The organism is Micromonospora sp. NPDC049891, assembly GCF_040660295.1.
In the GTDB taxonomy this organism is placed as follows: domain Bacteria; phylum Actinomycetota; class Actinomycetes; order Mycobacteriales; family Micromonosporaceae; genus Micromonospora.
In genome coordinates this window covers 15,361-37,181 of record NZ_JBFAML010000012.1, presented here as the reverse complement: position 1 = coordinate 37,181, position 21,821 = coordinate 15,361, and the positions used below count along the sequence as shown (strand labels likewise).

Annotated in this window: 21 protein-coding genes; 12 read left to right on the top strand and 9 right to left on the bottom strand. The window is 70.6% G+C overall.

Annotation, left to right across the window (positions count from 1 at the left end; all coding sequences use genetic code 11):
* The first annotated feature begins 96 nt into the window (after positions 1-96).
* Both AB0I71_RS17315 and AB0I71_RS17310 read left to right on the top strand, forming a co-directional pair.
* On the top strand, positions 97-1,110 hold the full coding sequence (locus tag AB0I71_RS17315; protein WP_357585675.1) for an ATP-binding cassette domain-containing protein: 1,014 nt from the start codon (positions 97-99) through the stop codon (positions 1,108-1,110).
* A complete protein-coding gene (locus tag AB0I71_RS17310) occupies positions 1,107-2,120 on the top strand; it encodes an ABC transporter permease subunit (protein WP_357585673.1) in 1,014 nt (337 codons plus the stop codon). Before AB0I71_RS17315 ends, AB0I71_RS17310 begins: the two co-directional genes overlap by 4 nt.
* Before the next feature lie 15 nt (positions 2,121-2,135).
* On the opposite strand, the gene AB0I71_RS17305 is transcribed toward AB0I71_RS17310, so the two are convergent.
* Positions 2,136-3,308 (bottom strand): ROK family transcriptional regulator, encoded by a 1,173-nt coding sequence (locus tag AB0I71_RS17305; protein ID WP_357585671.1) that lies wholly within the window; start codon positions 3,306-3,308, stop codon positions 2,136-2,138.
* A 167-nt stretch (positions 3,309-3,475) separates the two neighbouring features.
* On the opposite strand from AB0I71_RS17305, the gene AB0I71_RS17300 reads away from it, so the two are divergent.
* The 4 genes from AB0I71_RS17300 (at position 3,476) to AB0I71_RS17285 (ending at position 6,713) form a co-directional block, all read left to right on the top strand.
* Positions 3,476-4,927 (top strand): glycoside hydrolase family 3 N-terminal domain-containing protein, encoded by a 1,452-nt coding sequence (locus AB0I71_RS17300; protein ID WP_357585669.1) that lies wholly within the window; start codon positions 3,476-3,478, stop codon positions 4,925-4,927.
* Between the two features lie 82 nt (positions 4,928-5,009).
* Positions 5,010-5,561: a hypothetical protein gene (locus AB0I71_RS17295; RefSeq protein ID WP_357585667.1), complete on the top strand. Its 552-nt coding sequence runs from the start codon at positions 5,010-5,012 to the stop codon at positions 5,559-5,561.
* On the top strand, positions 5,558-6,052 hold the full coding sequence (locus AB0I71_RS17290; protein WP_357585665.1) for a DCC1-like thiol-disulfide oxidoreductase family protein: 495 nt from the start codon (positions 5,558-5,560) through the stop codon (positions 6,050-6,052). The genes AB0I71_RS17295 and AB0I71_RS17290 overlap by 4 nt, the downstream gene beginning before the upstream one ends.
* Positions 6,015-6,713 carry a TetR family transcriptional regulator gene (locus AB0I71_RS17285; RefSeq protein ID WP_357585663.1) on the top strand — a complete coding sequence of 233 codons (699 nt, stop codon included), beginning with the start codon at positions 6,015-6,017 and terminating at the stop codon, positions 6,711-6,713. Before AB0I71_RS17290 ends, AB0I71_RS17285 begins: the two co-directional genes overlap by 38 nt.
* A 196-nt stretch (positions 6,714-6,909) precedes the next feature.
* On the opposite strand, the gene AB0I71_RS17280 is transcribed toward AB0I71_RS17285, so the two are convergent.
* Positions 6,910-7,569, bottom strand: coding sequence for a GNAT family N-acetyltransferase (locus AB0I71_RS17280; RefSeq protein ID WP_357585921.1), 660 nt, complete (start codon positions 7,567-7,569; stop codon positions 6,910-6,912).
* A 504-nt stretch (positions 7,570-8,073) separates the two neighbouring features.
* Between AB0I71_RS17280 and AB0I71_RS17275 the strand changes: the two genes are divergently transcribed.
* Positions 8,074-8,592: a hypothetical protein gene (locus AB0I71_RS17275; RefSeq protein ID WP_357585661.1), complete on the top strand. Its 519-nt coding sequence runs from the start codon at positions 8,074-8,076 to the stop codon at positions 8,590-8,592.
* A 4-nt stretch (positions 8,593-8,596) separates the two neighbouring features.
* On the opposite strand, the gene AB0I71_RS17270 is transcribed toward AB0I71_RS17275, so the two are convergent.
* Positions 8,597-9,310 carry a Clp protease N-terminal domain-containing protein gene (locus tag AB0I71_RS17270; RefSeq protein ID WP_357585659.1) on the bottom strand — a complete coding sequence of 238 codons (714 nt, stop codon included), beginning with the start codon at positions 9,308-9,310 and terminating at the stop codon, positions 8,597-8,599.
* Between the two features lie 190 nt (positions 9,311-9,500).
* Here AB0I71_RS17270 and AB0I71_RS17265 point away from each other — a divergent pair, with 190 nt between their 5' ends.
* Together AB0I71_RS17265 and AB0I71_RS17260 are read left to right on the top strand one after the other, a co-directional pair.
* Positions 9,501-10,748 carry a family 16 glycosylhydrolase gene (locus tag AB0I71_RS17265; protein WP_357585657.1) on the top strand — a complete coding sequence of 416 codons (1,248 nt, stop codon included), beginning with the start codon at positions 9,501-9,503 and terminating at the stop codon, positions 10,746-10,748.
* 132 nt (positions 10,749-10,880) lie between these two features.
* Positions 10,881-11,624 (top strand): hypothetical protein, encoded by a 744-nt coding sequence (locus AB0I71_RS17260; RefSeq protein WP_357585655.1) that lies wholly within the window; start codon positions 10,881-10,883, stop codon positions 11,622-11,624.
* Between the two features lie 49 nt (positions 11,625-11,673).
* Here the strand turns inward: AB0I71_RS17260 and AB0I71_RS17255 are convergent, their stop codons facing one another.
* Positions 11,674-12,309 (bottom strand): TetR family transcriptional regulator C-terminal domain-containing protein, encoded by a 636-nt coding sequence (locus AB0I71_RS17255; protein WP_357585653.1) that lies wholly within the window; start codon positions 12,307-12,309, stop codon positions 11,674-11,676.
* Between the two features lie 78 nt (positions 12,310-12,387).
* Here AB0I71_RS17255 and AB0I71_RS17250 point away from each other — a divergent pair, with 78 nt between their 5' ends.
* Both AB0I71_RS17250 and AB0I71_RS17245 read left to right on the top strand, forming a co-directional pair.
* On the top strand, positions 12,388-13,314 hold the full coding sequence (locus tag AB0I71_RS17250; RefSeq protein ID WP_357585651.1) for an alpha/beta fold hydrolase: 927 nt from the start codon (positions 12,388-12,390) through the stop codon (positions 13,312-13,314).
* A 173-nt stretch (positions 13,315-13,487) separates the two neighbouring features.
* Positions 13,488-14,315, top strand: a complete 828-nt coding sequence (locus AB0I71_RS17245; protein ID WP_357585919.1) for a DUF72 domain-containing protein — start codon at positions 13,488-13,490, stop codon at positions 14,313-14,315.
* 25 nt (positions 14,316-14,340) lie between these two features.
* Here AB0I71_RS17245 and AB0I71_RS17240 read toward each other — a convergent pair whose 3' ends face one another.
* The 4 genes from AB0I71_RS17240 to AB0I71_RS17225 all read right to left on the bottom strand — a co-directional run bounded on the left by AB0I71_RS17240 (position 14,341) and on the right by AB0I71_RS17225 (position 20,293).
* Entirely contained in the window at positions 14,341-14,751 is a 411-nt protein-coding gene (locus AB0I71_RS17240) for a hypothetical protein (protein WP_357585649.1), read from the bottom strand.
* 13 nt (positions 14,752-14,764) lie between these two features.
* On the bottom strand, positions 14,765-17,011 hold the full coding sequence (locus tag AB0I71_RS17235; RefSeq protein WP_357585647.1) for a M48 family metalloprotease: 2,247 nt from the start codon (positions 17,009-17,011) through the stop codon (positions 14,765-14,767).
* Positions 17,012-17,357: 346 nt separating this feature from the next.
* Positions 17,358-19,187 carry a glycoside hydrolase family 15 protein gene (locus AB0I71_RS17230; RefSeq protein ID WP_357585645.1) on the bottom strand — a complete coding sequence of 610 codons (1,830 nt, stop codon included), beginning with the start codon at positions 19,185-19,187 and terminating at the stop codon, positions 17,358-17,360.
* A 92-nt stretch (positions 19,188-19,279) separates the two neighbouring features.
* Complete coding sequence (locus AB0I71_RS17225) at positions 19,280-20,293, bottom strand: alpha/beta hydrolase (RefSeq protein WP_239093587.1); 1,014 nt, start codon at positions 20,291-20,293, stop codon at positions 19,280-19,282.
* 54 nt (positions 20,294-20,347) lie between these two features.
* Between AB0I71_RS17225 and AB0I71_RS17220 the strand changes: the two genes are divergently transcribed.
* The gene (locus AB0I71_RS17220) at positions 20,348-20,941 is read left to right on the top strand and encodes a TetR/AcrR family transcriptional regulator (RefSeq protein WP_204026667.1); all 594 of its coding nucleotides are present in this window, start codon (positions 20,348-20,350) and stop codon (positions 20,939-20,941) included.
* Between the two features lie 28 nt (positions 20,942-20,969).
* Here the strand turns inward: AB0I71_RS17220 and AB0I71_RS17215 are convergent, their stop codons facing one another.
* Positions 20,970-21,779 carry a metallophosphoesterase family protein gene (locus AB0I71_RS17215; protein WP_357585642.1) on the bottom strand — a complete coding sequence of 270 codons (810 nt, stop codon included), beginning with the start codon at positions 21,777-21,779 and terminating at the stop codon, positions 20,970-20,972.
* Positions 21,780-21,821: the final 42 nt, after the last annotated feature.

Genomic DNA, 21,821 nt, shown 5'->3' with positions numbered 1-21,821 from the left:
ATCCAACCACGCACCGCCGAGGTGCCCCCATGGGCGGGCGCTGCCGCCGTAGGGTGAGGCGCCGTGTCGTTGCTCACCCCACCCGGAGGACCGCCCATGACCAGTGGGGTCATCGAGATCGAGGGTCTCCGCAAGACCTTCCACAGCCTGCGACGCGGGCGACGGACAGCGGTCGACGGTTTCGACCTGTTGGTGGAGGCCGGCCAGGTGCACGGCTTCCTCGGGCCCAACGGTTCGGGCAAGACCACCACCCTGCGAGCGCTGCTCGGGCTGGTACGCGCCGACGACGGCCGGATGCGCGTGCTCGGTGCCAACGCGCCGGATCAGCTGCCGCAGGTCGCCGGCCGGGTCGGTGCGATCGTGGAGAGTCCGCAGTTCTACGGCAACTTCACCGGGTACCGGACGCTGCGGCTGCTCGCCCTCGCCGGCGGCGTACCGGTCGCCCGGGTCGACGAGGTGCTGGAGCAGGTCGGGCTGGCCGACCGGGGCGACGAGCGGGTCAAGGGCTACTCGCTGGGCATGAAGCAGCGACTGGCGGTGGCCTCGGCACTGCTGAAACGACCCGAGCTGCTGATCCTGGACGAGCCGGCGAACGGGCTCGACCCGGCGGGCATCCGGGAGATGCGGGATCTCGTACGGTCGCTGGCGGCGAACGGCGTGACGGTGCTGATCTCCAGCCACATCCTGGCCGAGATCCAGTTGATCTGCGACCACGTCACGATCATTTCGCGGGGGCGGCGGGTGACGGCCGGTCCGGTGGCGGAGGTGCTCGCCGGCTTCGACCACAACGAGCACCTGGTCCGCGTCGACGACCTGGCCCGGGCCGAGGAGCTGCTGCTGGCCGCCGGGCTGACGGTCACCGGGCACGCCGATCATCTGGTGGTGAGCGGTGTGCCGGATCCGACGACGGTGAGCCGGACCCTCGGCGAGCAGGGCGTCTGGGTACGCGAGCTGACGCCGCTGCGGCCGGATCTGGAGAGCGTCTTCCTGGAGCTGACCGGCAGCCCGGCGCATCCGGGAGTCCCCCGGCAGGTGGACGGCTCGACACCGCCGGACCAACCGGCCACTGGCCAGGAGATCGACCTCGGGATGCGGGGAGTGGACGCGTGAACCTGTTCCGTGCCGAGGTGGAGCGGCTCAGTGCCCGCCGCTTCGTCCAGCTGATGATCGTGCTGCTGATGCTGGCCTTCGGGGTGACCGCGGCGACCACGCTCGCCGGTTCGCACCAACCCACAGCCGTCGAGCTGGCCGAGGCCCAGCGGCAGGCCACCGCGAACCTACGCGACATGGAGCTGCACCACGAGCGGTGCCTGGCCCGGGATCGGGGCGAGTCGCGTCCCGGCGACGAGGGTTTCTACCTGCCGCCGGACTGCTCCGAGCTGGATCCGGCGCTGCGGGACCGGTTGCCGGTCGCCGCCGACTACCTGACCGGGGTGTTCACCTTCACCCGGCAGGCCGAGCCGCTGCTCTACTTCCTGGTGGCGTACCTGGTCCTCTTCGGGTTCCTGGTCGGTGCCTCGTACATCGGCGCCGACCTGAACTCCGGCGGTGTGGTGAACCTGCTGCTGTGGCGACCACGCCGGCTGACCGTGCTCGGCGCCAAGCTCGGCACGCTGCTCGGGGCGGTGCTCACCGTGTCGGTGCTCGCCTCGCTTGCCTATCTCGTCACCTTCTGGGTCATCGCGCAGATCGCCGGCTATCCCGGCCCGACGAACGCGGCCTTCTGGACCGGGTTGGGCGCGATCTGGGGTCGCGGGCTGATCCTGGTGCTGCTCGCCGCGGCGACCGGCTTCGCCATCGCCACGATGGGCCGGCACACCGCGGCGGCGCTCGGCGCAGTGGCCGCGTACCTGGTGGTGTGGGAACTGGGTGGGCGGATCGTGCTGCAGATCCTTGAGGTGTCCCGACCCGACCAGCTCATGCTCGCCAGCTACGTCGGCGCCGGGCTGGCCGGAGAGGTCACCTTCTGGGACAGCACCGCCTGCCGGACCGTCACGACCGGCTACTGCGACGGCAGCTACACCCTGACCTGGCAACCCGCCCTGGTGGTGCTCCTACTGCTCACCGCCGGCCTCGCCGCCGCCGCCTTCGCCCTCTTCCGCCGCCGCGACCTCCTCTGACCTCCGCGTGAGGGGTCAGGTGATGGTGGAGCCGAAGACTTCGTCGCGGACGGCGTCCAGGGCGGTGCGGAGGGCACCGTGCAGGATCGGCTCCTCGGTCAGGCCGGTGGGTACCACCCGGGGGCGCACCAGGGTGATCGCGGCGACCTCGTGCTGTACCCGCTCGGCCAGGGCCGCCCCACCGGCCTGCCCCACCTCCCCGGCCAGCACCACGAGCGGCGGGTCCAGCACCACGCAGGTGCTCGCCACGCCGAGGGCGAGCCGCCGGGCCACCTCGTCGAGCATCGGCCCGCCCGAGGTGCCGTCGGCGATCGCGGCCCGGACCGCCTCGGCGGCGGCGTCCGGGTAGCCGTGTTCCTTGGCCAGGGCGCGGATCGCGTCCGCGCCGGCCAGCTGCTGGAAGGCCGGCTTCGCCCGACGCGAGACATCGCGCGGGATGGGTGCCCCGGGCACCGGCAGGTAGCCGATCTCACCGGCGGCACCGCTGCTGCCGTGGTGCAGCCGCCCACCCAGCATGATCGCCAGACCGACGCCGGCGCCCACCCAGACCAGGACGAAGTCGGCCAGGCCCTGGGCCGCGCCGGACTGCGCCTCAGCCACGGCGGCGAGGTTCACGTCGTTCTCGAAGACGACAGGGGTGTCCAGGTCGTCGCGGAGCGCGGCGAGCAGGCCCCGGTGCCAGCGGGGCAGGTTGTACGCGAAGGTGATGTCCCCGGTGCCCGGGTCGACCAGACCGGGGGTGCCGAGCACGATCCGGCGGACGCTCGACAGCTGCGCCCCGGCGCTGCCGGCCACCCGTACGACCGCGTTGTGCACCACCCCGACCGGGTCGTCGGTGTCCTGCGTGGACTGCTCGACCCGGCCGATGACCGCACCGGTGATGTCGGCGCAGGCGGCCACCACCCGATCCGGGCCCACGTCGACACCGACCACGTGGGCGCTGCCGGGCCGTACGGCGTAGAGCTGGGCGTTCGGTCCCCGACCGCCGGCCTGCTCGCCGACCCGGGCGACCAGCCCGCGCTCCTCCAGCCGCTCCACAAGTTGCGAGGCGGTGACCTTGGACAGGCCGGTCAGCTCACCGATCCGGGCCCGGGTCAGTGGCCCGCGCTCCAGCAGCAGTTCCAGCGCCGCGCGGTCGTTGAGGGCCCGCAACAGACGTGGGGTGCCGGGCAGCCGGGTCGCACTCATGCCATCTGTCCTCAAGTATTAGTAAACTTTGCTAACCTTTAAGCTTTTAACTAACTGTAGACCGACAGGCGAACGGGTAAGCCGTAGCGTATCGGCCACGTGGGAACGCGACCCTCCGCCGACCCGGTACGAGATCCGCGCCGGCCGGCATCGAGAGGAGAGAACCCGTGGGGCTGGATCCAGGACTGCGCCGGCTGGCGCTCGGCACCCTGCTGGCCGCCTATCCGGGACCGGTCCCGCCGGACTGGGCCGTCGACCTGGTCGCCGACGGGCTCGCCGGGCACACCCTGTTCGGCAGCAACGTCAACGAACCGGCGCAGGTGTCGGCCAGCACGGCGGCGCTGCGCAGCGGGCGGCCCGACGTGCTCATCGCCATCGACGAGGAGGGCGGCGACGTCACCCGGCTGGCGCACGCCACCGGCAGCCCGTACCCGGGCAACGCCGCGCTCGGCGCGATCGGCGACGTGGCGCTCACCCGCCGGGTCTACCAGGCCATCGGTGCCGAGCTGGCCAACCTGGGCATCACCGTCGATCTGGCACCCACTGTCGACGTCAACACCGCCGACGACAACCCGATCATCGGCACCCGGTCCTTCGGCGCCGACCCGGTGGCCGTCGCCGCGCACGCCGCCGCCGCGACCGCCGGGCTCCAGGCCGCCGGGGTGGCGGCCTGCGCCAAGCACTTCCCGGGCCACGGCGCGACGGTGGCCGACTCCCACCACGAACTGCCCACCGTGGACGTGGCACCGGACCTGCTGCGCCAGCGGGACCTGCCCCCGTTCGCCGCGGTGGTCGCCGCCGGAGCCCGGGCGGTGATGACCGCACACATCCGGGTACCCGCGCTGACCGGGGACGGGCCCGCCACGTTCAGCCGCGCCGTGCTGGTGGACCTGCTGCGCCACGAGTACGGCTTCGACGGCGTCATCGTCACCGACGCGCTGGAGATGAAGGGTGCGGCCCTGGCCGCCGGTGGTGTCGCCCCCGGCGCGGTTCGCGCCCTGGCCGCCGGCGCCGACCTGCTCTGCATCGGGGCCAAGGTCGACGCCGAACTGGTCGAGCAGGTCGCCGCCGAGATCGTGGCCGCGCTCGGCGACGGCCGGCTGGAGCGGGCCCGGGTCGAACAGGCCGCCGGCCGCTCCGCGGAACTCGCCGCCTGGACCCGGACCGCCGGCCACACCGCCGTCAACCCCACCGACCTGGGGTACGCCGCGGCCCGCCGAGCGGTACGGGTGGAGGGTGTGCTGGCCGGGCTGGACCGGCCCCTCGTGGTGCAGTTGCACGCCAGTTCCACGATCGCCGAGGGCCGGGTGCCGTGGGGGCTCGGACCACACCTCAACCGCACCGAGCAGATCCGGGTGGTGGCCGCCGAGACCGACCCGGCCGACCTGCGACGGCGCGCCGGTGACCGCCCGATCGTGCTGGTCGGTCGCCACCTGCACCGGTTGCCCGGTGGCCCGGAACTGACGAACGCGTTGGCCGCCACGCACCCGGTGGTCGTGGTGGAGATGGGTTGGCCGGCCAGCTGGCGTCCCGACGGCGTCCGGGCCTTCGTCATCACCTACGGCGCGAGCCACGCCAACGGCCGGGCGGCCGCCGAGGTGCTCGGCCTGATCGGCTGACACCGAACCATCTTGAACACGTTCAAGTTCTGTCGTACGCTGACGTCCATCAAGTTGAACCTGTTCAAGATTGGGCCGGCACATGGACATCAAGGTCTGGATGTACCTGGTCTACCTGGCGGTCAGCATCGGGCTGACCGTCTGGGTGGCGCGGGCGCTCACTCGTAACGGGTTGGTCTTCCTCGATGAGGTGTTCGCCGACGAACGGCTGGCGCGGGCGGTGAACAACCTGCTCGTGGTGGGCTTCTACCTGCTCAACCTCGGCTACGTCACGGTGGCGATGCGGCACTCCGAGCCCGTCGGCTCGACGAGCGTCGCGATGGAGGAACTCTCGCTCAAGATCGGGCTGGTGCTGCTCGTGCTCGGCGCGCTGCACTTCTTCAACGTCTACGCCCTGGGCCGGTACCGGCGGAACCGGCTGCGCCAGCTCGCCACCCATCCACCACTGGCCCCCGTCGGTCGACTGCCGACCCAGCACGCCTATCCGCCGGCGCCGCACGGGCCAGGCGCCGCGCCTGTCCAGGGTCCCGCACCGGCCGCTTCTGTCCAGGGTCCCCCACGGACCGCGCCGGGCCAGCCCGCCCCGCCGGCCCCGCACACGCCACCGGCCCCGCCGACGCCGCCGGCCCGATGACGACGCCGGGCCAGGGCCGGATGGACGGGCTGCCGGCTGCCACCGCACACGGGGGCGGTGGCATCCGGAGCCTCACCGTCCTCTACGACGCACACTGCCCACTGTGCCGGGCCGCGCGCGGCTGGCTGGCGTCGCGGGCACAGCTCGTACCGCTGGAGTTCCTGCCGGCCGGGTCGGCGTCGGCCCGGCTGCGCTTCCCCGACCTGGACCACGACGCGACGCTGCGCGATCTCACGGTGATCGCCGACACCGGCGAGGTGTACGCGGGCGACGGCGCCTGGTTCGCCTGCCTGTGGGCGCTCGCCGACCATCGGGAGACAGCCCAACGCCTCGCCCGCCCGCACCTGCTGCCGCTGGCCCGGCGGGTGGTGGCCGCCGCGTCCGCGGTACGCGAGCGGGTCCGTGAGCCGTCCCCGGAGCCGACCGGCGGCGCGGCGGGATACGGTGACCGGAATGACCGACCAGACTGTGCCGACGACCGCTGCGGGTGAGGCGGCGACCGCCCGGGGCGAGCAGACACGGCAGCTGATCCTGGAGACCGCGATGCGGTTGTTCCGCGAACGTGGTTACGCCCGCACCACCATGCGCGCCATCGCGACGGAGGCCGGGGTCGCGGTCGGCAACGCCTACTACTACTTCCAGTCGAAGGAACACCTGATCCAGGAGTTCTACGCCCGGACACAGGCGGAACACCGCACGGCGGCCCAGCCGGTGCTCGACCGCGAATCCGACTTCGCCGCCCGGCTGGCCGGAGTGCTGCACGCGGGCATCGACGTGCTCACCCCGTCTCACGAGTTCGCGGCGAGCTTCTTCAAGACCGCCGCGGAACCCACCTCGCCACTGAGCCCGTTCTCCGCGGAGTCCTCCGGGCCCCGCGAGGCGGCCATCGGCCTCTACGCCGAGGTGCTTACCGGCTCCACCGCCAAGGTCGACGCGGAACTACGTCCGCAACTGCCCGAGCTGCTCTGGCTCGCCTACATGGGTGTGGTGCTCTTCTGGGTCTACGACCGCTCGCCGGGGCAGGCCCGGACCCGGCAGTTGATCGACGGCGCGGTGCCGCTTGTGGACCGGCTGGTGAAGGTGTCGCGACTGCGGGTACTGCGGCCGGTGACCCAACAGGTCGTCAGCCTGATTCACACCCTGCGTCACTGACCTAGGCGAGCGGGCAGAAATGCTGCGCCCCAGGTCAAGTCCACAATTGGACAGCAACGAGACAGTGGCGGCAGCTTGCCGAGAGAGTTCTGGATACGTAGCGTGATCGGCATTGGAGCCTCACGCGGACCTGGGGGGAGGCTGCGGACCGTGGATCCGGCCCGGGATCCACGGTCCGCGCCCTGCCGGTGAGCGTTCAGCTCGGGTAGACGCCGTAGGACCGCCAGCCGCGGTCGGGGAATCCGGCGGCTTCCGCCACCCGCGCCGAGGCGCCGTTGCGCCGGTCGTGCAGATAGGTCGGCACGGCGCCGTCGTCGAGCACCCGACGGGCAGCCTGGGCCACCAGTCGCCGGGCCAGCCCGCGCCCCCGGGCCGCCGGGACCGTGCCCACCGCCAACTCGTGCCCGTGGCGGTCGTGCCGCTTGATGCCGACGCCGGCCAGGTAGCGATCCCGGTGGTCGCGTACGACGAGCACGGACCTGTCGAACAGCCGCAGCCAGGAGGGCAGACCGGCCGTGGTGGGCGGTACCCATTCACCGACGTCCGGCAGCGCCGCCGGGGCCACGCTCCACCGGAACACGTCGTCGTGCACCGCCCAGCCGGGATAGCCGACCGCCGTGGGCAGCGCGTTCAGCAGATTGTCCGGGTGCCGCGCCAGGTCACGTACGACCGCGACCCGGTCGGGGGCCACGGAGAGCACGCCGCTGACTCCGGCGTGGACCGCGATGGCGGGACGCGGCCGGCCGTCCCAGGCGGGTCGGGTCCGCCGCCCGGACCCGACCACGTGCAGGCCCGGGCCGGCCGGCCACTGCCCCAGCCAGGTCGCCAGGTGCAGGTGGAGCCGCCGATCGAGCATCAACACCTCCAGGTCCGACACCGCTGACGCCGCTCACCGTACGACGGCGCGGTGAGTTCGGGGCGTAGGTGGGCCGGATCCGGGGAACCTGACGGATCGATCAACCGTCATATCCATTTCCATACATGGACAACTTTCTTTGAAACGGTGGGGGCATGCCGAAACAGCCGCAGGACCGTTTTCAGCAGGACACCGAGTGCGCTTGGCGCGGCCACGGGGTGACCGGCCGCTTTCCGGCCCAGGCGCCGTACCGGGGTCACCGCAGCCGTCCCGGCGCGATTTCCTGGCGCGACCTCAACAGCCTGCCGGCCGGTGCCGTGCGTCACCACCTGAACCCCCACTGAGCCACCGGCCACGACCGGCAACCGCGATCACCGACCAGCCGACCGGTTGGATGACGCGCCGAGGAAGTCTTCGGAGCGGCGAGCCAGCGCGCGCTTTCGCACACCTGTCGGGTAACGTCTGCTGGTCCTTCGACGGGTCACGACGGGAGCTGGCACATCCATGGGCAAGAAGACGATCCACGTCTCCGACTTCAGCGGCACGGTGCTCGGTGCCGACGACGAGGCCGTCCGCATCGTCGTTCTCGAGCACCCTGACCTGGTGGCCGGGCCCGTGCAACTGGACGCGACCCCGGTGGAGGTGGAGAGCATCGACGACGCGGCGTTGGACGTGGCGGTGGTCGAGATCCACGACCGGCACGGGCAGGGCGAGCCGCGTCGGGTGGTGCTGACCGCGAGCGAGTTCGACGCGATGGCCACCGACGTGCCGATGGCGCAGTTGCTGAAGACCGCGGAGCGGGTCCGGCCGCCGAAGACCCGCCGCAGCGCCGAGAAGATCGACTACGGCACCATCGAGCATGCGGGTCGGCCGCACCGGGGGCGGGTCACCGAGGAGGAGGGCCGGTTGGTGCGGGAGCGGCTCGACGAGGTGAACAAGCGCCTCGCCGACGCCGGGCTGCGCCAGATCGACCCGGCCGATCCGGACCACGCCGCCCGGTACGGCTTCCCCGTCGAGCTCTGATCGCCTATTCGAACGTCCGCAGTTTGGCCAGGGCCGCCACGATGTTCGCCTCGGTGGCGGCCTTGTCCACGCCGAGGCCGGTGAGCAGGCCCTCGCCGTTCTCCTGCTCCAGCAGGGCCAGCAGGATGTGCTCGGTGCCGATGTAGTTGTGCCCGAGCCGCAGCGCCTCGCGGAAGGTCAGCTCCAGGGCCTTCTTGCCGGCGGTGTCGTACGGGATCAGGTCCGGGACCTCCGCCGAGGATGGCGGCAGCGCCGCCGTGGCGGCCTCGCGCACGGCTTCGACCGACACACCGCCGGCGGCCAACGCCCTGGCGGCCAGCGCCTCCGGCTCGGCCAGCAGGCCGAGCACCAGGTGGGCCGGGGTGATCTCGGCGTTGCCGGCGGCCTTCGCCTCGTTCTGCGAGGCCATCACCACGTTACGGGCGCGTGGGGTGAACCGCTGGAAGCCTTCCTGCGGATCCAACGCCGAGGCCACGAAACGCTTCTGGGCGGCCTGCTTGCTCACCCCCATGCTGCGACCGATCTCGGTCCAGGACGCCCCGGAGCGGCGGGCCTGGTCCACGAAGTGGCCGATCAGGTGGTCGGCCACCTCACCGATGTGGTCGGCCACCATCACCGCGCCGGAGAGCTGGTCGAGCGCGTCGGAGTGAGCCTGCTTGATGGCCTGGATCAGATCGTCGAGCCGGACCGGGTTGTTCATCTGCACGGGTTCAGTCATGCGTCAACTCTAGGTTGACGATCCTCCGCCGTCAACCAAAGGTTGACGATCACCTCACGGCTTCTCGACCTTGATCGCTGTTAACAACCTTGACTATTTTTGTCGAAATCGACAGACTCGGATTTGGAGAGCGCTCCCCACCCGCCTCGCCAGCGCCGCCGTCCCTCCACCCCCCCGAGGAGACCCCATCGTGAACGCCATCTCCCGCAGCCTCCGGCGGGCAGCCGCCGCCCTGGGCGCGGCCCTCGTCACCAGCGCGCTCCTGCTACCCGTGCAGTCCGCACCGGCCGCCGCCGCGATCGGCGGAATCACCTGGCAGGACGAGTTCAACTCGCCAGCCGGCACCCCTGTCGACCAGTCCAAGTGGCGCTTCGACATCGGCGGTCACGGCTGGGGCAACAACGAACGGCAGTACTACACGAACAGCACGAGCAACGCCGTGCACGACGGTCAGGGCAACCTGGTCATCACCGCCCGCCGGGAGAACCCGGCCAACTACCAGTGCCATTACGGCCGGTGTGAGTACACCTCGGCCCGGCTGCTGACCGCGGCCACCTTCAGCCAGGCGTACGGCCGGTTCGAGGCGCGCATCAAGATTCCCCGGGGCCAGGGCATCTGGCCGGCGTTCTGGATGCTCGGCAACGACTTCGGCAACGTCGGCTGGCCGGCCTCCGGCGAGATCGACATCATGGAGAACGTGGGGCGGGAGCCGAACACCGTGCACGGCACCATCCACGGGCCGGGCTACTCCGGCGGCGGCGGGATCACCGGCAGCCGCACCATCGGGCAGCCGCTGGCCGACACCTTCCACACCTACCGGGTGGACTGGGAGCCGAACATCATCCGCTGGTACCTCGACGGATCGGAGTTCTTCCGGGTCGACCCGGGTCGGCTCGGCGGTAACCGCTGGGTCTTCGACCACCCGTTCTTCATGATCCTGAACGTGGCGGTCGGCGGTAACTGGCCCGGCTACCCGGACGGCAGCACCCAGTTCCCGCAGCAGATGCTCGTCGACTACGTCCGGGTCTACGGTTACGTCCCGGACGGCAACACCGGCACCACCCGGATCCGGGGACAGCAGAGCGGCAGGTGCATCGACATCCCCAGCGCCAACCCGGTCGACGGCGCGCCGCTGCAGATCTGGGACTGCAACACCACCGCCGCGCAGGCGTGGACCTTCGCCGCCGACGGCACCATCCGCGCGATGGGCAAGTGCATGGACCCGGCCTGGGCCGGCACGGCCAACGGCACCGAGGTCAACCTCGTCACCTGCAACGGCAACCCGGCGCAACGGTTCACCCTCAACGCCGCCGGCGACCTGGTCAACCTCAGCGCGAACCGCTGCGTCGACGTACGCGAGAACAACCCGAACAACGGCGGTCGGCTGCAACTGTGGGACTGCGCCGGCACCCCCAACCAGAAGTGGTCCCGAGCCTGAGACACACCGTCCACCAGGGCCCGCCGGGCTCACCGCCGACGTCGTGGCGGTGAGCCGGGCGGGCCTCCCGCGCGTAAGAGTCGGTGACAGGCGGGTAGTAACCCGTGCGGTCATCGATGTACGGGAGGCGACGTGGAGAACGCTCAGGCAGCCGGCGGACGACGGTTGTGGTGGTGGCTCGGGGCGATCCTGCTGGTCGTGGTCGTCGTGGTGGTCGCCACCTGGACGTGGGTCACGGTCCGGGGTGACGGCCGCGACGGACACGTCGTCACCGGCGCCACCGGCGACCTGCGGGAGGCGACCTTCGTCCTGCTCGACGGCGCCGACGTGATCCGGGTACGCACCGCGGACCTCGGCGACGACGCGTACCGGGTGTCCACGCCGCGCGACGCGAGCGTCCGCCCCGCCGTCTCCCTCACCGATGGAAGCCTGCTGACCAGCCTGCGCGGCACGGACCGGGACGGCCCGGCGGTGGTGGAGGTGGTCCTTGCCGAATCGGTCCGCTGGCACGTCCGCCTCAACGGTGGTGCGAAGGAACAGCACCTGGACCTGCGCGGCGCGCAGCTCGGCGACCTCGAGTTCACCGCCGGCTCGAACCGGATCGAGCTGACGTTGCCCGCACCCGAGGGGACGCAGCGGACCGTGCTCGGCGGTGGGGCGAGCCAGGTCGTCGTCCACCTGGCCGGCGACGCTCCCGTGCAGGTACGCGCCGGTGGCGGCGCCGGTTCGGTCACCATCGACGGCACCACCCACTCAGGGGTGGCCGGTGGAACGACATTCACCCCGCCGGAGTGGAACTCCGCGACGGACCGTTACGACATCGACGCCACCGGTGGCGTCTCCACCGTCACCGTCGACCGCACCGACGCCGGCTGAGCCTCCGGTGGCGGCGGCACGCCAGCTCGGCTTCGCCGGACGTCGTCCATCAGCGGCGTCCGGCGGCAGCGGGTGACGTCGAGAACGCGGCGACGAACAACTGGTCCAGCTGATAGTCCAGCAGGGCGATCGCGGCCTCCGGTGTGCGCATGTCCGCCATCACGCTGTCGGCCAGGCCGGTCGCCAGTGCCAGCAGGTTGCCCGCCTCCGCCCCGACGTCCCGGCCCGGGGAGAGCTCACCGGCCTGCTGCGCGTCGGCGAGCAGCGCACGGAGCACCACTTCCAGCTCGGCGGAACCTCTGGTGTAGGACTGCTCGGCCAGCGCCGGATCGGTCAGGGCGAGCGCGTGGTAGGCGGCGAAGACCGTGTAACCAGCCCGCTGCTGCTCGTCTACGGGGATGAGCTGCACCAGCCAGGCGTACAGGCTGTCGCGGACACTGCCCCCCGGGTTGGCCGCCAACCCGGCCTCGATCCGCCGGCCGACCGCCTCGGCCTGGTGTTGCAGCCCCGCGAAGAGCAGCCGCTCCTTGGTCCCGAAGTAGTACTGCACGGTACTGACCGAGACGCCCGCCTCGGCCGCGACCGTCCGCATGCTCGCGGCGTGCAGGCCTCGGCTCGCCGCGATGCGCAGTAGCGCGGCGACGATCAGGGCCCGCCGTTCCTCGTGGTCGGCCAGCTTGGGCATGCGCCACATCACCCTTCCCGCTTTGATGGTACGACTGTACTGTACGATCGTACTATCAAAACTCGGTGGGGAGGCCCTGTGACAGCCACCAGAGATCCCGGCGTCGGACGGTTCGTCAACGACCAGGCGAGAGAGAAGTTCCTCCAGGCGTACGACGTGGCGATGCGGTCCTGGCCGCAGGCCCGCCAGGAGTTCGACGTCGAGACGAGCTTCGGCACCGTCCACGTGCACCGTCACGGTGCCGGGCAGGGCGCACCTGTGGTGCTGCTGCACGGCGCCCAGGGCAATTCCTCGAACTGGTATCCACAGGTCGCCGCGCTCGGCGAGCACCACCCGGTGTACGCGCTGGACACCATCGACGACCCGGGACGCAGCGTGCAACGACGTCCGGTGGTGGGCTCGACCGAGAGCGCCGCCTGGCTCGACGAGACGCTCGCCGCCCTCGACCTGAGCGGCGTCCACCTGGTCGGGATGTCGTACGGCGGCTTCCTGGCGCTGGCCGTGGCCGTGCACCGACCCGACCGGTTGGCGTCGGTGACCCTGCTCGACCCGGGCGGGCTCCAGAAGGTCCCGGTCAAGTTCTACGCCAACGTCCTCGCGGGCGCTCTGGCCACGTTGGCGCCGCGCCGTACCCGGGCCTGGTTCGCCCACCGGCTGGCCAACCACGCGCTCGTCGAGTCTGCCGAGCAGCTGGCCCCCGTCATGATCGCCGCACGGCACTGGCGGACCCGGCGTCCCGCGGCCCGCCGGTTCGACGACGACGAGCTGCGGGCGATCCCGGTACCGGTGCTGCTCCTGGTGGCCGAGCGCAGTTCACTGCTGCGACCGCGGCAGGCGGTGGCCCGAGCCCAGGCGCTGATTCCGTCGGTACGGACGGAGCTCGTGCTCGGTGCTGGTCACGGTCTCTCGCTGGAGCGTCCCGAGCTGGTCAACAGGCGCGTGCTCGACTTCATCGCCGACCGCACGTCGGACGACGCCGTCGGACGCGACCAGCCCGGCCGGTGACGGCGCGGGGCGGCGTCGGGCGACCCGCCCCGGCTCGTGCCGACGCCCGCCCGCCGTCCGGCACCCAGCCTCCGGATACGGTACGTCCGATCGCCCGCTGCTCAGCGGGAACGACTGCGGTGTACCGAGGCTGGAGGGCCGGCGTGGCCATGCGACTGCACGTCGGGTGCGCGATGTGGACCCACAGGTCGTGGCAGGGCAGGCTCCTCCCCCATCCCCTGCCGGCCCAGGAGCGGCTCCGACACTACGCCGGTTGGTGCGACGCGGTCGAGGGCAACACCACCTTCTACGCCATCCCGGCCCGCGACACGGTCGCCTCCTGGGCCGAGCAGACCGACCCCGATTTCCGCTTCGTGGTCAAGCTGCCGAAGGTGGTCACCCACGAACGCCGTCTCACCGACGTCGACAAGCCGATGCGCGCCTTCCTCGACGCGATCGAGCCGCTCGGCTCCCGGGCGTACGCCCTCTGGGTCCAGTTGCCCGGCTCCTTCGGTCCGGACGACGTACCCATGCTCGCCCGTTTCCTGCGCCGCCTGCCCGCCGCCCACCGACCCGCCGTGGAGGTCCGCGATCCGGCGTTCTTCACCGACCCCCGCTCGACCCGGCTGCTGGAGACGGCGCTCGCCGAGACCGACGCCGAATGGATCCCGTTCGACACCACCGCCTTTTTCGCGGAACCGCCGACGAGCGATGCCGAACGGGACGCCTGGACGAAGAAGCCGAGGATGCCGCCGCGTACGGACGCGCTCACCGAGCGGCCGATCGTCCGTTACCTCGGTCGCGACGACCCCGCGCGTACGGTCGAGGGCTGGCGGCGGTGGGTGGACGTCACCGCGAACTGGTTGCGCGAGGGCCGGTCGCCTACCGTTTTCATCCACACCCCGGACAACACCGACGCGCCGACCCTGGCTCGTCGCTTCCACGACGAGGTACGCGCCCGCGTACCCGGCTTGGCGCCGCTGCCCGAGCCGATCCCGGTCGAACCCACCACCCTCTTCTGACCGCCGGCTCGTCCAGCCGGGAGAGCTAGGCGGTGACGCCCCGGCCCGGGTGAGGTGGTTCGGGGCCGGGGTTCTCCTGGATGGTCCGGGTGACCTGCTCCAGCAGTTGCCTGGGATCGGTGCGCCCGGTCACCTGAATCTCCACCTCCGACTCACCGATGCGCATCCGGACGGTGGCGCCGCTGGGCTGCTGGCTCAGCCAGGTCTGCAACAGGGCGAAGAGACCGGGCAGCAGGCTCTGCGCCACCACCGCGATGATCACAGCTTCGCTGAAGCCGGCCCGGCCGCCGGTCCGTGCGCCCAGGTCCCGCACGCTGGTACGGAACTCCGGGCGGCGATGTATCCAGTCGACGAGCGAGACAGCGGCGGGCCGCCGCCGATCGACGACCATCTGCAGGCGCACGGGCTGCCTGGCCGTCGGGTTCGTGTCGGTCACCCGATGCTCCTCATCACTCGTCGACGCCGGGCTGGAAGGAGAACTCGTCGCCGGTGACGGTGACGATGCCTGTGACGTCCACGACGTAGTTCTCGGTGAACGTCTCCTTGCCGTAGAAGGACTCGTAGGTACCGCTCACCCGCACCGCGCCCTGCCCCTCGTACGGCGTCGAGACCTGAGCGACCGCCGGACCCATCACCTCGATCTGCGTGGTCGGGTACTCGTCGATCGTCCATTTGAGACCTTTGGCGTCCTGGTACCCGGACAGCCGGAAGGGACATCCCTGCGGTGCGGCCAGGGTCTGCCGCGCACACTCGTCCAGGTACGTCTTCACCTGGGCGTCGATGCGGCCCTGGGCGGAGGGCTTCAATTCCGGAACGGCGTGGATCGGCGTGTCGACGTCGGCGCCGGGCAGCACGGTGATGTGCTGCGGCACCACCTCGGTGAGCGGGTTGGCGGCAGCGGTCACGACATGAACACCGGGCACCGAGAGCACCGTCTGCTCCTCCGGGCCCTCCGGCACCGGCACTCCGTTGATCATGAGGCCCTGCTGTCCGGCGAGGACGGAGAGGGTCGAGACACCGCCGACGACGTACCAGCCCTTGAACACACCGAGCGTCGACTCCTCGTCGCGACGGAGCATCACGTCCGCCTCCATCCGGTTCTCGCCCACGACGAACGAGACGGTGGCGGTCGCGTCGTCGTCCTCCCGTTCGATCGCCCGGATGTCGATGTCGGTGGGCGGCTGGTAATCAGCCGACCTGATCAGTTCGCCGAGGAGAGCGTCGTCGCGTACGGCGGCGGCGGCCTCCGGGTTCAGCCACCCGGCAAGGTCGTCGACGTTGCGGTCCCTCAGGGCGGAGAAGTACCCGTCGACGGCGTTCTCCGGTCGGAAGAAGCCCCACTGCACGACGCCCAGCAGGCTGGAGAGCAGACAGAAGGACAGCAGAGCGACCCCGCCGATGACGGCTGGCCGGCGCAGGTCGACCGGGTCGTCGCCACCGAACAGTTCCGCGGAGGCGATCACCCGCCGAGGCGGGGTCTCCGGCCCGTCGGCGTCGCTGTCGACCCGGACCGATTCCAGCCGCTCCAGACGCAGCTCGTTCGGCGGGTGTTCGGCGCAGACGGCCTCGTCCCAGCCGCTGCGCCCACTCTCGAACGACTTGCGGCGCTCAAGGACGGCCCGCAGGCCCTCGGTGTGCCCGGTCATCACCGCGCCGAGGTCCGCCCGGTACTCCGCCGCCCGGACGTCCGCCCGGTGCAACGGCTGCACCAGGTACTTCATCGTCAGCAGGACCGGCCAGAAGAAGACGAAGACGAACATGTTCGTCGCCGGATGGGGAAACTTCCGCATCAGCCAGGTCGGTACGGCGTGCACCAGCACGAGTGGCAGCCCGACACCCCGGACGAAGGCCGAAGTGATCTCGTCACCGGTACGCCAGTGCACCAGCTCGTGGCTCAGTAGCGCGGCGATCTCGTCCTGCGGGTCGGCGAGCAGACCGGTGGTGACGACGATGTGCCGGGCATAGGTGCGCGCATTCGTGCTGACCGGATCGTCCTCGACCAGCAGTCGCGGCACCCCGGGCAGCCCCAGCCGTTCCGCACAATCGTGCAGAATTGGCATGACCAGTTCCTTCTCCCGACGGCTGAGCTCACGCGCGCCCGACACCCGCAGCAGTCGATGTTCGAACAGCACCCGGTACAGGGTGTAGAGCACACCCACCAGAATGGCGGCAGCCGCTATTCCGACCAACTGGGCGAGCAGGGAGACCCCGCTGTCCGCTCCGTTGAAACGGAGAACCGGCACCATGAGCAGGCCAACCAGGAACGCGAGTGCGGCACCGACGAAGGCACCGATCGCGCCACCGGACTGCTCCAGGAAGGAACTGACCAGTCGCCCGATGATCGGAGCGTCCCGAACCTCGTCGGGGACGAGATCCGCGAACATTCCACCGCCGGTGAACGCCAAGGTGAGACCAGCGACCACCGCGAGCACCACCGCGGTGAACAAGGCGACCGGCACATAGAACCAGGCGGCGATGAAGGAGCCCAGGACGCCGCGCCAGTCACGCAGGATCCCGACGCGGAGCCAGACGATCGCGTTCGGGTAGCCGGGCGGGCGGTTGGCCAGTCGCCCGCTCTCGGCGTCGTGCCGGGTGACGTCACCTTCGGGCACCGACGGCCGCGTCGGCACCAGCGACGAATTGTCGGTCATCAGATTCTGCTGATCGCCGGAAGGCTGCACCGCATCCTGCTGCACCGGGACTCCTCCATGGGGCTGAACAGGGCAAAATGGTGGCCCGGTCCGCTCGGAACTGTTTCCCGGAAGCAGACAGGGCCGCGTTTCAGTCAATGAACCACTCTGCGGTAGGGGCAGACCCTACTCCGGTGAATACCCCGTACGCCACCCCGTTTGCATACCGATATACCTGCCGCCGACTCATTGATTCCGGCAGTTGGTGCAGAGCGGACAGCCACTCCGGGTCCAATGACGGCGCTCTTTCGGTTTCCGGCACACAGCGGCGACAAAGATGAGAATTCCACGGGAATTGCGGACGCTTCCGCTACGGGCTCCCGGCCGGCAGCGCGGCCCCTCGTGGGGCCGGTCAGCGCGGGGCGTCCAGGTGCTGGTCGAGGTTGACCGCGGTGCTGATCAGCGAGAGATGGCTGAACGCCTGCGGGAAGTTGCCCACCTGCTCCCCGGTCGGGGCGATCTCCTCGGAGTACAGGCCCAGGTGGCTGCTGTAGGTGAACATCTTCTCCAGGGTGAGCTGTGCCTCGTCGAGCCGCCCGGAGGCGGCGAGCGCCTGCACGTACCAGAAGGTGCACATGCTGAAGGTGCCCTCCGCGCCGGGCAGGCCGTCCGGGGAGGCGGCCGGGTCGTAGCGGTAGACGAGACTGTCGGAGACGAGCGTGTCGTCCATCGCCCGCAGCGTCGACCGCCACATCGGATCGGCCGGCGAGACGAAACCCACAGAGGGCATCGCCAGCAGCGACGCGTCCAGGATGTCCGTGTCGTAGTGCTGCACGAACGCACCCCGTTCCCGGTGAAAGCCACGGCTCATGATCTGGTCGTAGATGGCGTCCCGCGCCCGGGTCCAGTGGTCGATGTCGGCGGGTCGCCCCCGGCTTCCCGCCAGCCGTATCGCGCGGTCGAGCGCCACCCAGGACATCAGTCGCCCGTAGGTGAAGTCCCGCCGACCGGAGCGGGTCTCCCAGATGCCGTCCTCCGGCTGGTCCCAGTGTTCGCAGAGCCAGTCCATCAGCCGCGCGGTGTTCCGCCAGCCCTCGTGCGGCACGAACAGCCCGTTGCGGTCAGCGAAATGCAGCGAGTTGAGCGCCTCACCGTAGATGTCGAGCTGAAGCTGGTCGGCCGCGCCGTTGCCCACCCGTACCGGCGCGGAGCTGCGGTATCCCTCCAGGTGGCCCAGCAGTTCCTCGGGCAGGTCGGGTGATCCGTCGACCCGATACATGATCTGAAGTGGCATGCCGCCGTCGTGCGCGTCCCGGATCCGGTCGTCCAGCCACTCCAGATACCGCCGGGCCTCCTCTCCGAAGCCCAGTCGCAGCAGCGCGTGCACGGAGAAGGACGCGTCTCTGATCCAGGTGTACCGGTAGTCCCAGTTCCGGGTGCCGCCGACCTGCTCCGGCAGGCCCGCGGTGGGCGCGGCGACAAGTGCCCCGGTGGGGGCGTACGTCATCAGCTTGAGCGTGATGGCCGACCGCTCGACCATCTCCCGCCAGCGTCCCCGGTACGAGGAGTGCGCCAACCATCGCCGCCAGAACTCACCGGTCCGGTCGTGCAGCTCGTTCACCTCCGCCAGGTCGATTGCACGCGGTGGGTGCGGACACGCCGTCTCCAGGACGACACCCCCGACGTCCCCCTCACGGAGGAGGTACGTCGCGCGGACACCCGCCTCGTCGCGCCGGATGCGGCTCCTGTCGATCAGATCGTCCTTGTTCTCGAAGGGGGTCAGGCTGAGCGTGAGCGCACCGCTGCGGAAGACGTCGCCGTGCGGGTGCACCTCCAGCTCGTACGGATCGCGTCCGTAGTTGAACCGTGGTCGGCAGTCGAAGCGGAACCGCATGGCGCCCCGCACCACCCGGATGATCCGGATCAACCGGTGCCGGTCGGTGGCCTGCTCACCGGTCACCGGCATGAAGTCGATCAGCTCACCCACCCCGTCCCGGCTGAGGAATCGGGTGATCAGGATCGGGGTGCCGGGCAGGTAGAGCTGCTTGCTGACGTAGTCGACCCCGTCCGGCGCGAACCGGAAGTGGCCGCCCTTGCGACGGTCCAGCAGGGCACCGAAGATGCTCGGCGAGTCGAACCGGGGTGCGCAGAACCAGTCCACCGTGCCGTCGTCGCTTACCAACGCGGCGGTCTGGAGGTCACCGATCAGGCCGTGTTCCTCGATCGCCGGGTAGCCGTCCACCCCGTCCTCCCACCCTCGCGCCGGAGACGGCGACTACCCGGGACGACCCGGGGCAAACGGCTCGCCGTGCCGGACCGGCCGTGGCGCGGTGGTCAGGAACCCTCCTTGATGAAACCGGCGATGTCGGCGGCGATCTGTTCGGGCTGTTCACCGTTGACGGCGTGGGACGCGCCCGGGTAGAGCCGTACGGTGCCACGGGGCAGGTTGCGGCCCGCGGTCTCGGCTGCCGACCGCGCGTCGTGCATCACCGATCTGCCGGCGATGATCGCCAGGACCGGCAGGTCGATTCGACGGAGTCGTTCCTCGCTGATCCGGGTGGGCTGCGGCAGCCGGAGCTTGTAGTGCCGCATGCCGGCTTCGATCATGTCGGCGACCGGTTCGTCCTCGACCGGGGCACCCCCGGCGGTGTAGGAGTTGAAGCTGTCCCGCCACGCCTTCGGCAGCCAGGGCAGCGCGGCGGGGATGGAGCGCACGATGGTGCCGAGCGGCATGTCGGCGAAGACGTACACCGGATCGATGACTGCCATCGACGCGATGTGGTCCGGCCGGTGCAGGGCGAGGTTGACCGCGGTCCAGCCACCTATCGACAGGCCGACCAGGTGGAACTCGTCAGGTGGGAGGGCCCGGAGGGTCTGGTGCAGCCACTCGGCCTGCTCCTCGTCGCTGCCGATCGGGCGCTCCTGCACGCTCATGCCCGGTTCGCCGAGCAGGTCGATGGTGTAGACGTCGCTGATCCGCAGCAACAGGGGCAGGTTGTCGGCCCAGACCGGGGTGGCCGAGGCCCGGCCAGGCAGCAGTAGCAGCGGTGTGTTCGCAGCGCTTTCCGTGCCGGCGTCGGTGCCGGCGAAGCGGTAGACGCGGACGATGCCGAAGTCGGTGCGTACGTCGATGGTCTCCGCCGGGGCGGGCAGGGCGGCGAACGCCTCCGTGTAGGACCGCAGGAACCGGTCCTGCCCGTCGGCGCTGTCCCAGTGACCGATCGGCGCGGGCTGGCGGATGGCGAAGGTGACCACCAGCGCGATCAGTGCGAGCCCGGCCAGCACCAGACGCAACCATCGTGACCTGGGCCGCAGCCGGTTGAGAGCCTTCATCAGCCTGGTCCGCATGACACGCTCCTAACCGATCGGTAGATTTTTCGACCGTACGGTAGAATCTGGCGGGTGACAAGGAGACGAGAGGGCGCGACGGGCGAACTGACCCTGATCGAGCGCGCCCGCCGCACCCAGTTGATCGAGGTCACCATCGAGCTGGTCGCCGACCGGGGTTACGGCGGTGCCTCACTTGCCGCCATCGCCGAGCGCGCCGGGATCACGAAGGCCGCGGTGCTCTACCACTTCCCGACCAAGGACGCCGTGGTACGCGCTGCTCACGAACACGCCCTCGCCGCCCTCGTCGCAGACGTCGCCGGTGCGGTCGAGGCCGCCGACGCGGCGAGCCGGCCGGCCGCGTACGTCAGGTCGATGGTGGGGCACCTACGGGAGCATCCGCGGCACACCCGCATGATCATTGAGGCGATGGTGCACGACGACGGCGACAGCGATCCGGCCGCCCGCTGGCGCCCCCTGGCCGAGCTCATCAGCGCGGCCCGGGCCGCACGCGGCGGCAACGGCGACACCGACGCCCGCACCACGGCGATCATCGTCGGTGGCGGCATCGACGCGATAGTCGCCGAGCAGCTCCACGATCCCGACTACGACACGGCGGCGGCGGCTGAGCACCTCATCGAGATGCTCGACCCGACGCTCTCGCCGTGACGGCGTACGGTCCGTGGTTCCGGACCGGTCACGCCGCCGGCTGTCGCGGTCTCGGCTGCCTGTGGTATTTCGGTCCGCCCGGGGCGTGCATCTCGCCCCGGTAGATGCCGTGCCGTAGCTCGGAGACGTACCCCGCCAGCTCGGGCATGCCCAGCCGGGCCGCCACGGCCAGCTCGGCCTCGACGTCGTACGGCACCCGGACGAACTGGATCGAGAACGGCGCGTCGACCTCGGAGCCGAGAACACCTTCGAGGATCACGTAGACCGGGGTCGGATCGTCCATGGCGTTGCCGACGCTGCCGGTGTTGAACAGGGTGCGGCGTTCGCGGTCCACCTCGTAGAACGGATCGTGGGTGTCGCCGTAGCCCACGACGGAGGGCTCCGGTCCGTCGCCGGTGGCCGGGGTGTTGGCGAACATGCCGAGGAACTCGGCCTCGTCGTGGTCGAACCGCACCCGACGGTGCACGCTCGTCGCCGATGCGTGAAAGAGTCGGACCCGCCGCCCGCTCAGCAGAAAGTCGTAACTGAACGGCAGGCCGCGCAACCACTCCCCCTGGCCGTCGGCGAGCTGCGCCAGCCACCAGGCGATCGCCTCGCTGTCGTAGGTCCGGTCCGGGTCGGGGAGGAAGTCGTCCCAGTTGCCGAGGATGTTCACCTCGCAGCGCTCCCGGCAGACCTCGATCACCTCCCGGCCACGCGGCCCCTTGCCGACGTAGTCACCGAGGTTGAAGATCCGTTCGATGCCACGTCCGTCGATGTCGGCGAGCACGGCCTCCAGCGCGGTCAGGTTGCCATGGACGTCGGAGATGAGGGCGATGCGATCGAGGGGTCGGGCCACCGGCCGATAGTAGACGCGACGATGCCGACGGCAGGGGTCTCG

Bases quoted from the DNA above. Each gene is read 5' to 3' on its own strand.
- AB0I71_RS17315 (WP_357585675.1), top strand. From the start codon at position 97: ATGACCAGTGGGGTCATCGAGATCGAGGGTCTCCGCAAGACCTTCCAC.
- AB0I71_RS17305 (WP_357585671.1), bottom strand. From the start codon at position 3,308: ATGAGTGCGACCCGGCTGCCCGGCACCCCACGTCTGTTGCGGGCCCTC.
- AB0I71_RS17295 (WP_357585667.1), top strand. From the start codon at position 5,010: ATGGACATCAAGGTCTGGATGTACCTGGTCTACCTGGCGGTCAGCATC.
- AB0I71_RS17290 (WP_357585665.1), top strand. From the start codon at position 5,558: ATGACGACGCCGGGCCAGGGCCGGATGGACGGGCTGCCGGCTGCCACC.
- AB0I71_RS17285 (WP_357585663.1), top strand. From the start codon at position 6,015: ATGACCGACCAGACTGTGCCGACGACCGCTGCGGGTGAGGCGGCGACC.
- AB0I71_RS17280 (WP_357585921.1), bottom strand. From the start codon at position 7,569: ATGCTCGATCGGCGGCTCCACCTGCACCTGGCGACCTGGCTGGGGCAG.
- AB0I71_RS17275 (WP_357585661.1), top strand. From the start codon at position 8,074: ATGGGCAAGAAGACGATCCACGTCTCCGACTTCAGCGGCACGGTGCTC.
- AB0I71_RS17270 (WP_357585659.1), bottom strand. From the start codon at position 9,310: ATGACTGAACCCGTGCAGATGAACAACCCGGTCCGGCTCGACGATCTG.
- AB0I71_RS17255 (WP_357585653.1), bottom strand. From the start codon at position 12,309: ATGCCCAAGCTGGCCGACCACGAGGAACGGCGGGCCCTGATCGTCGCC.
- AB0I71_RS17245 (WP_357585919.1), top strand. From the start codon at position 13,488: ATGTGGACCCACAGGTCGTGGCAGGGCAGGCTCCTCCCCCATCCCCTG.
- AB0I71_RS17225 (WP_239093587.1), bottom strand. From the start codon at position 20,293: ATGCGGACCAGGCTGATGAAGGCTCTCAACCGGCTGCGGCCCAGGTCA.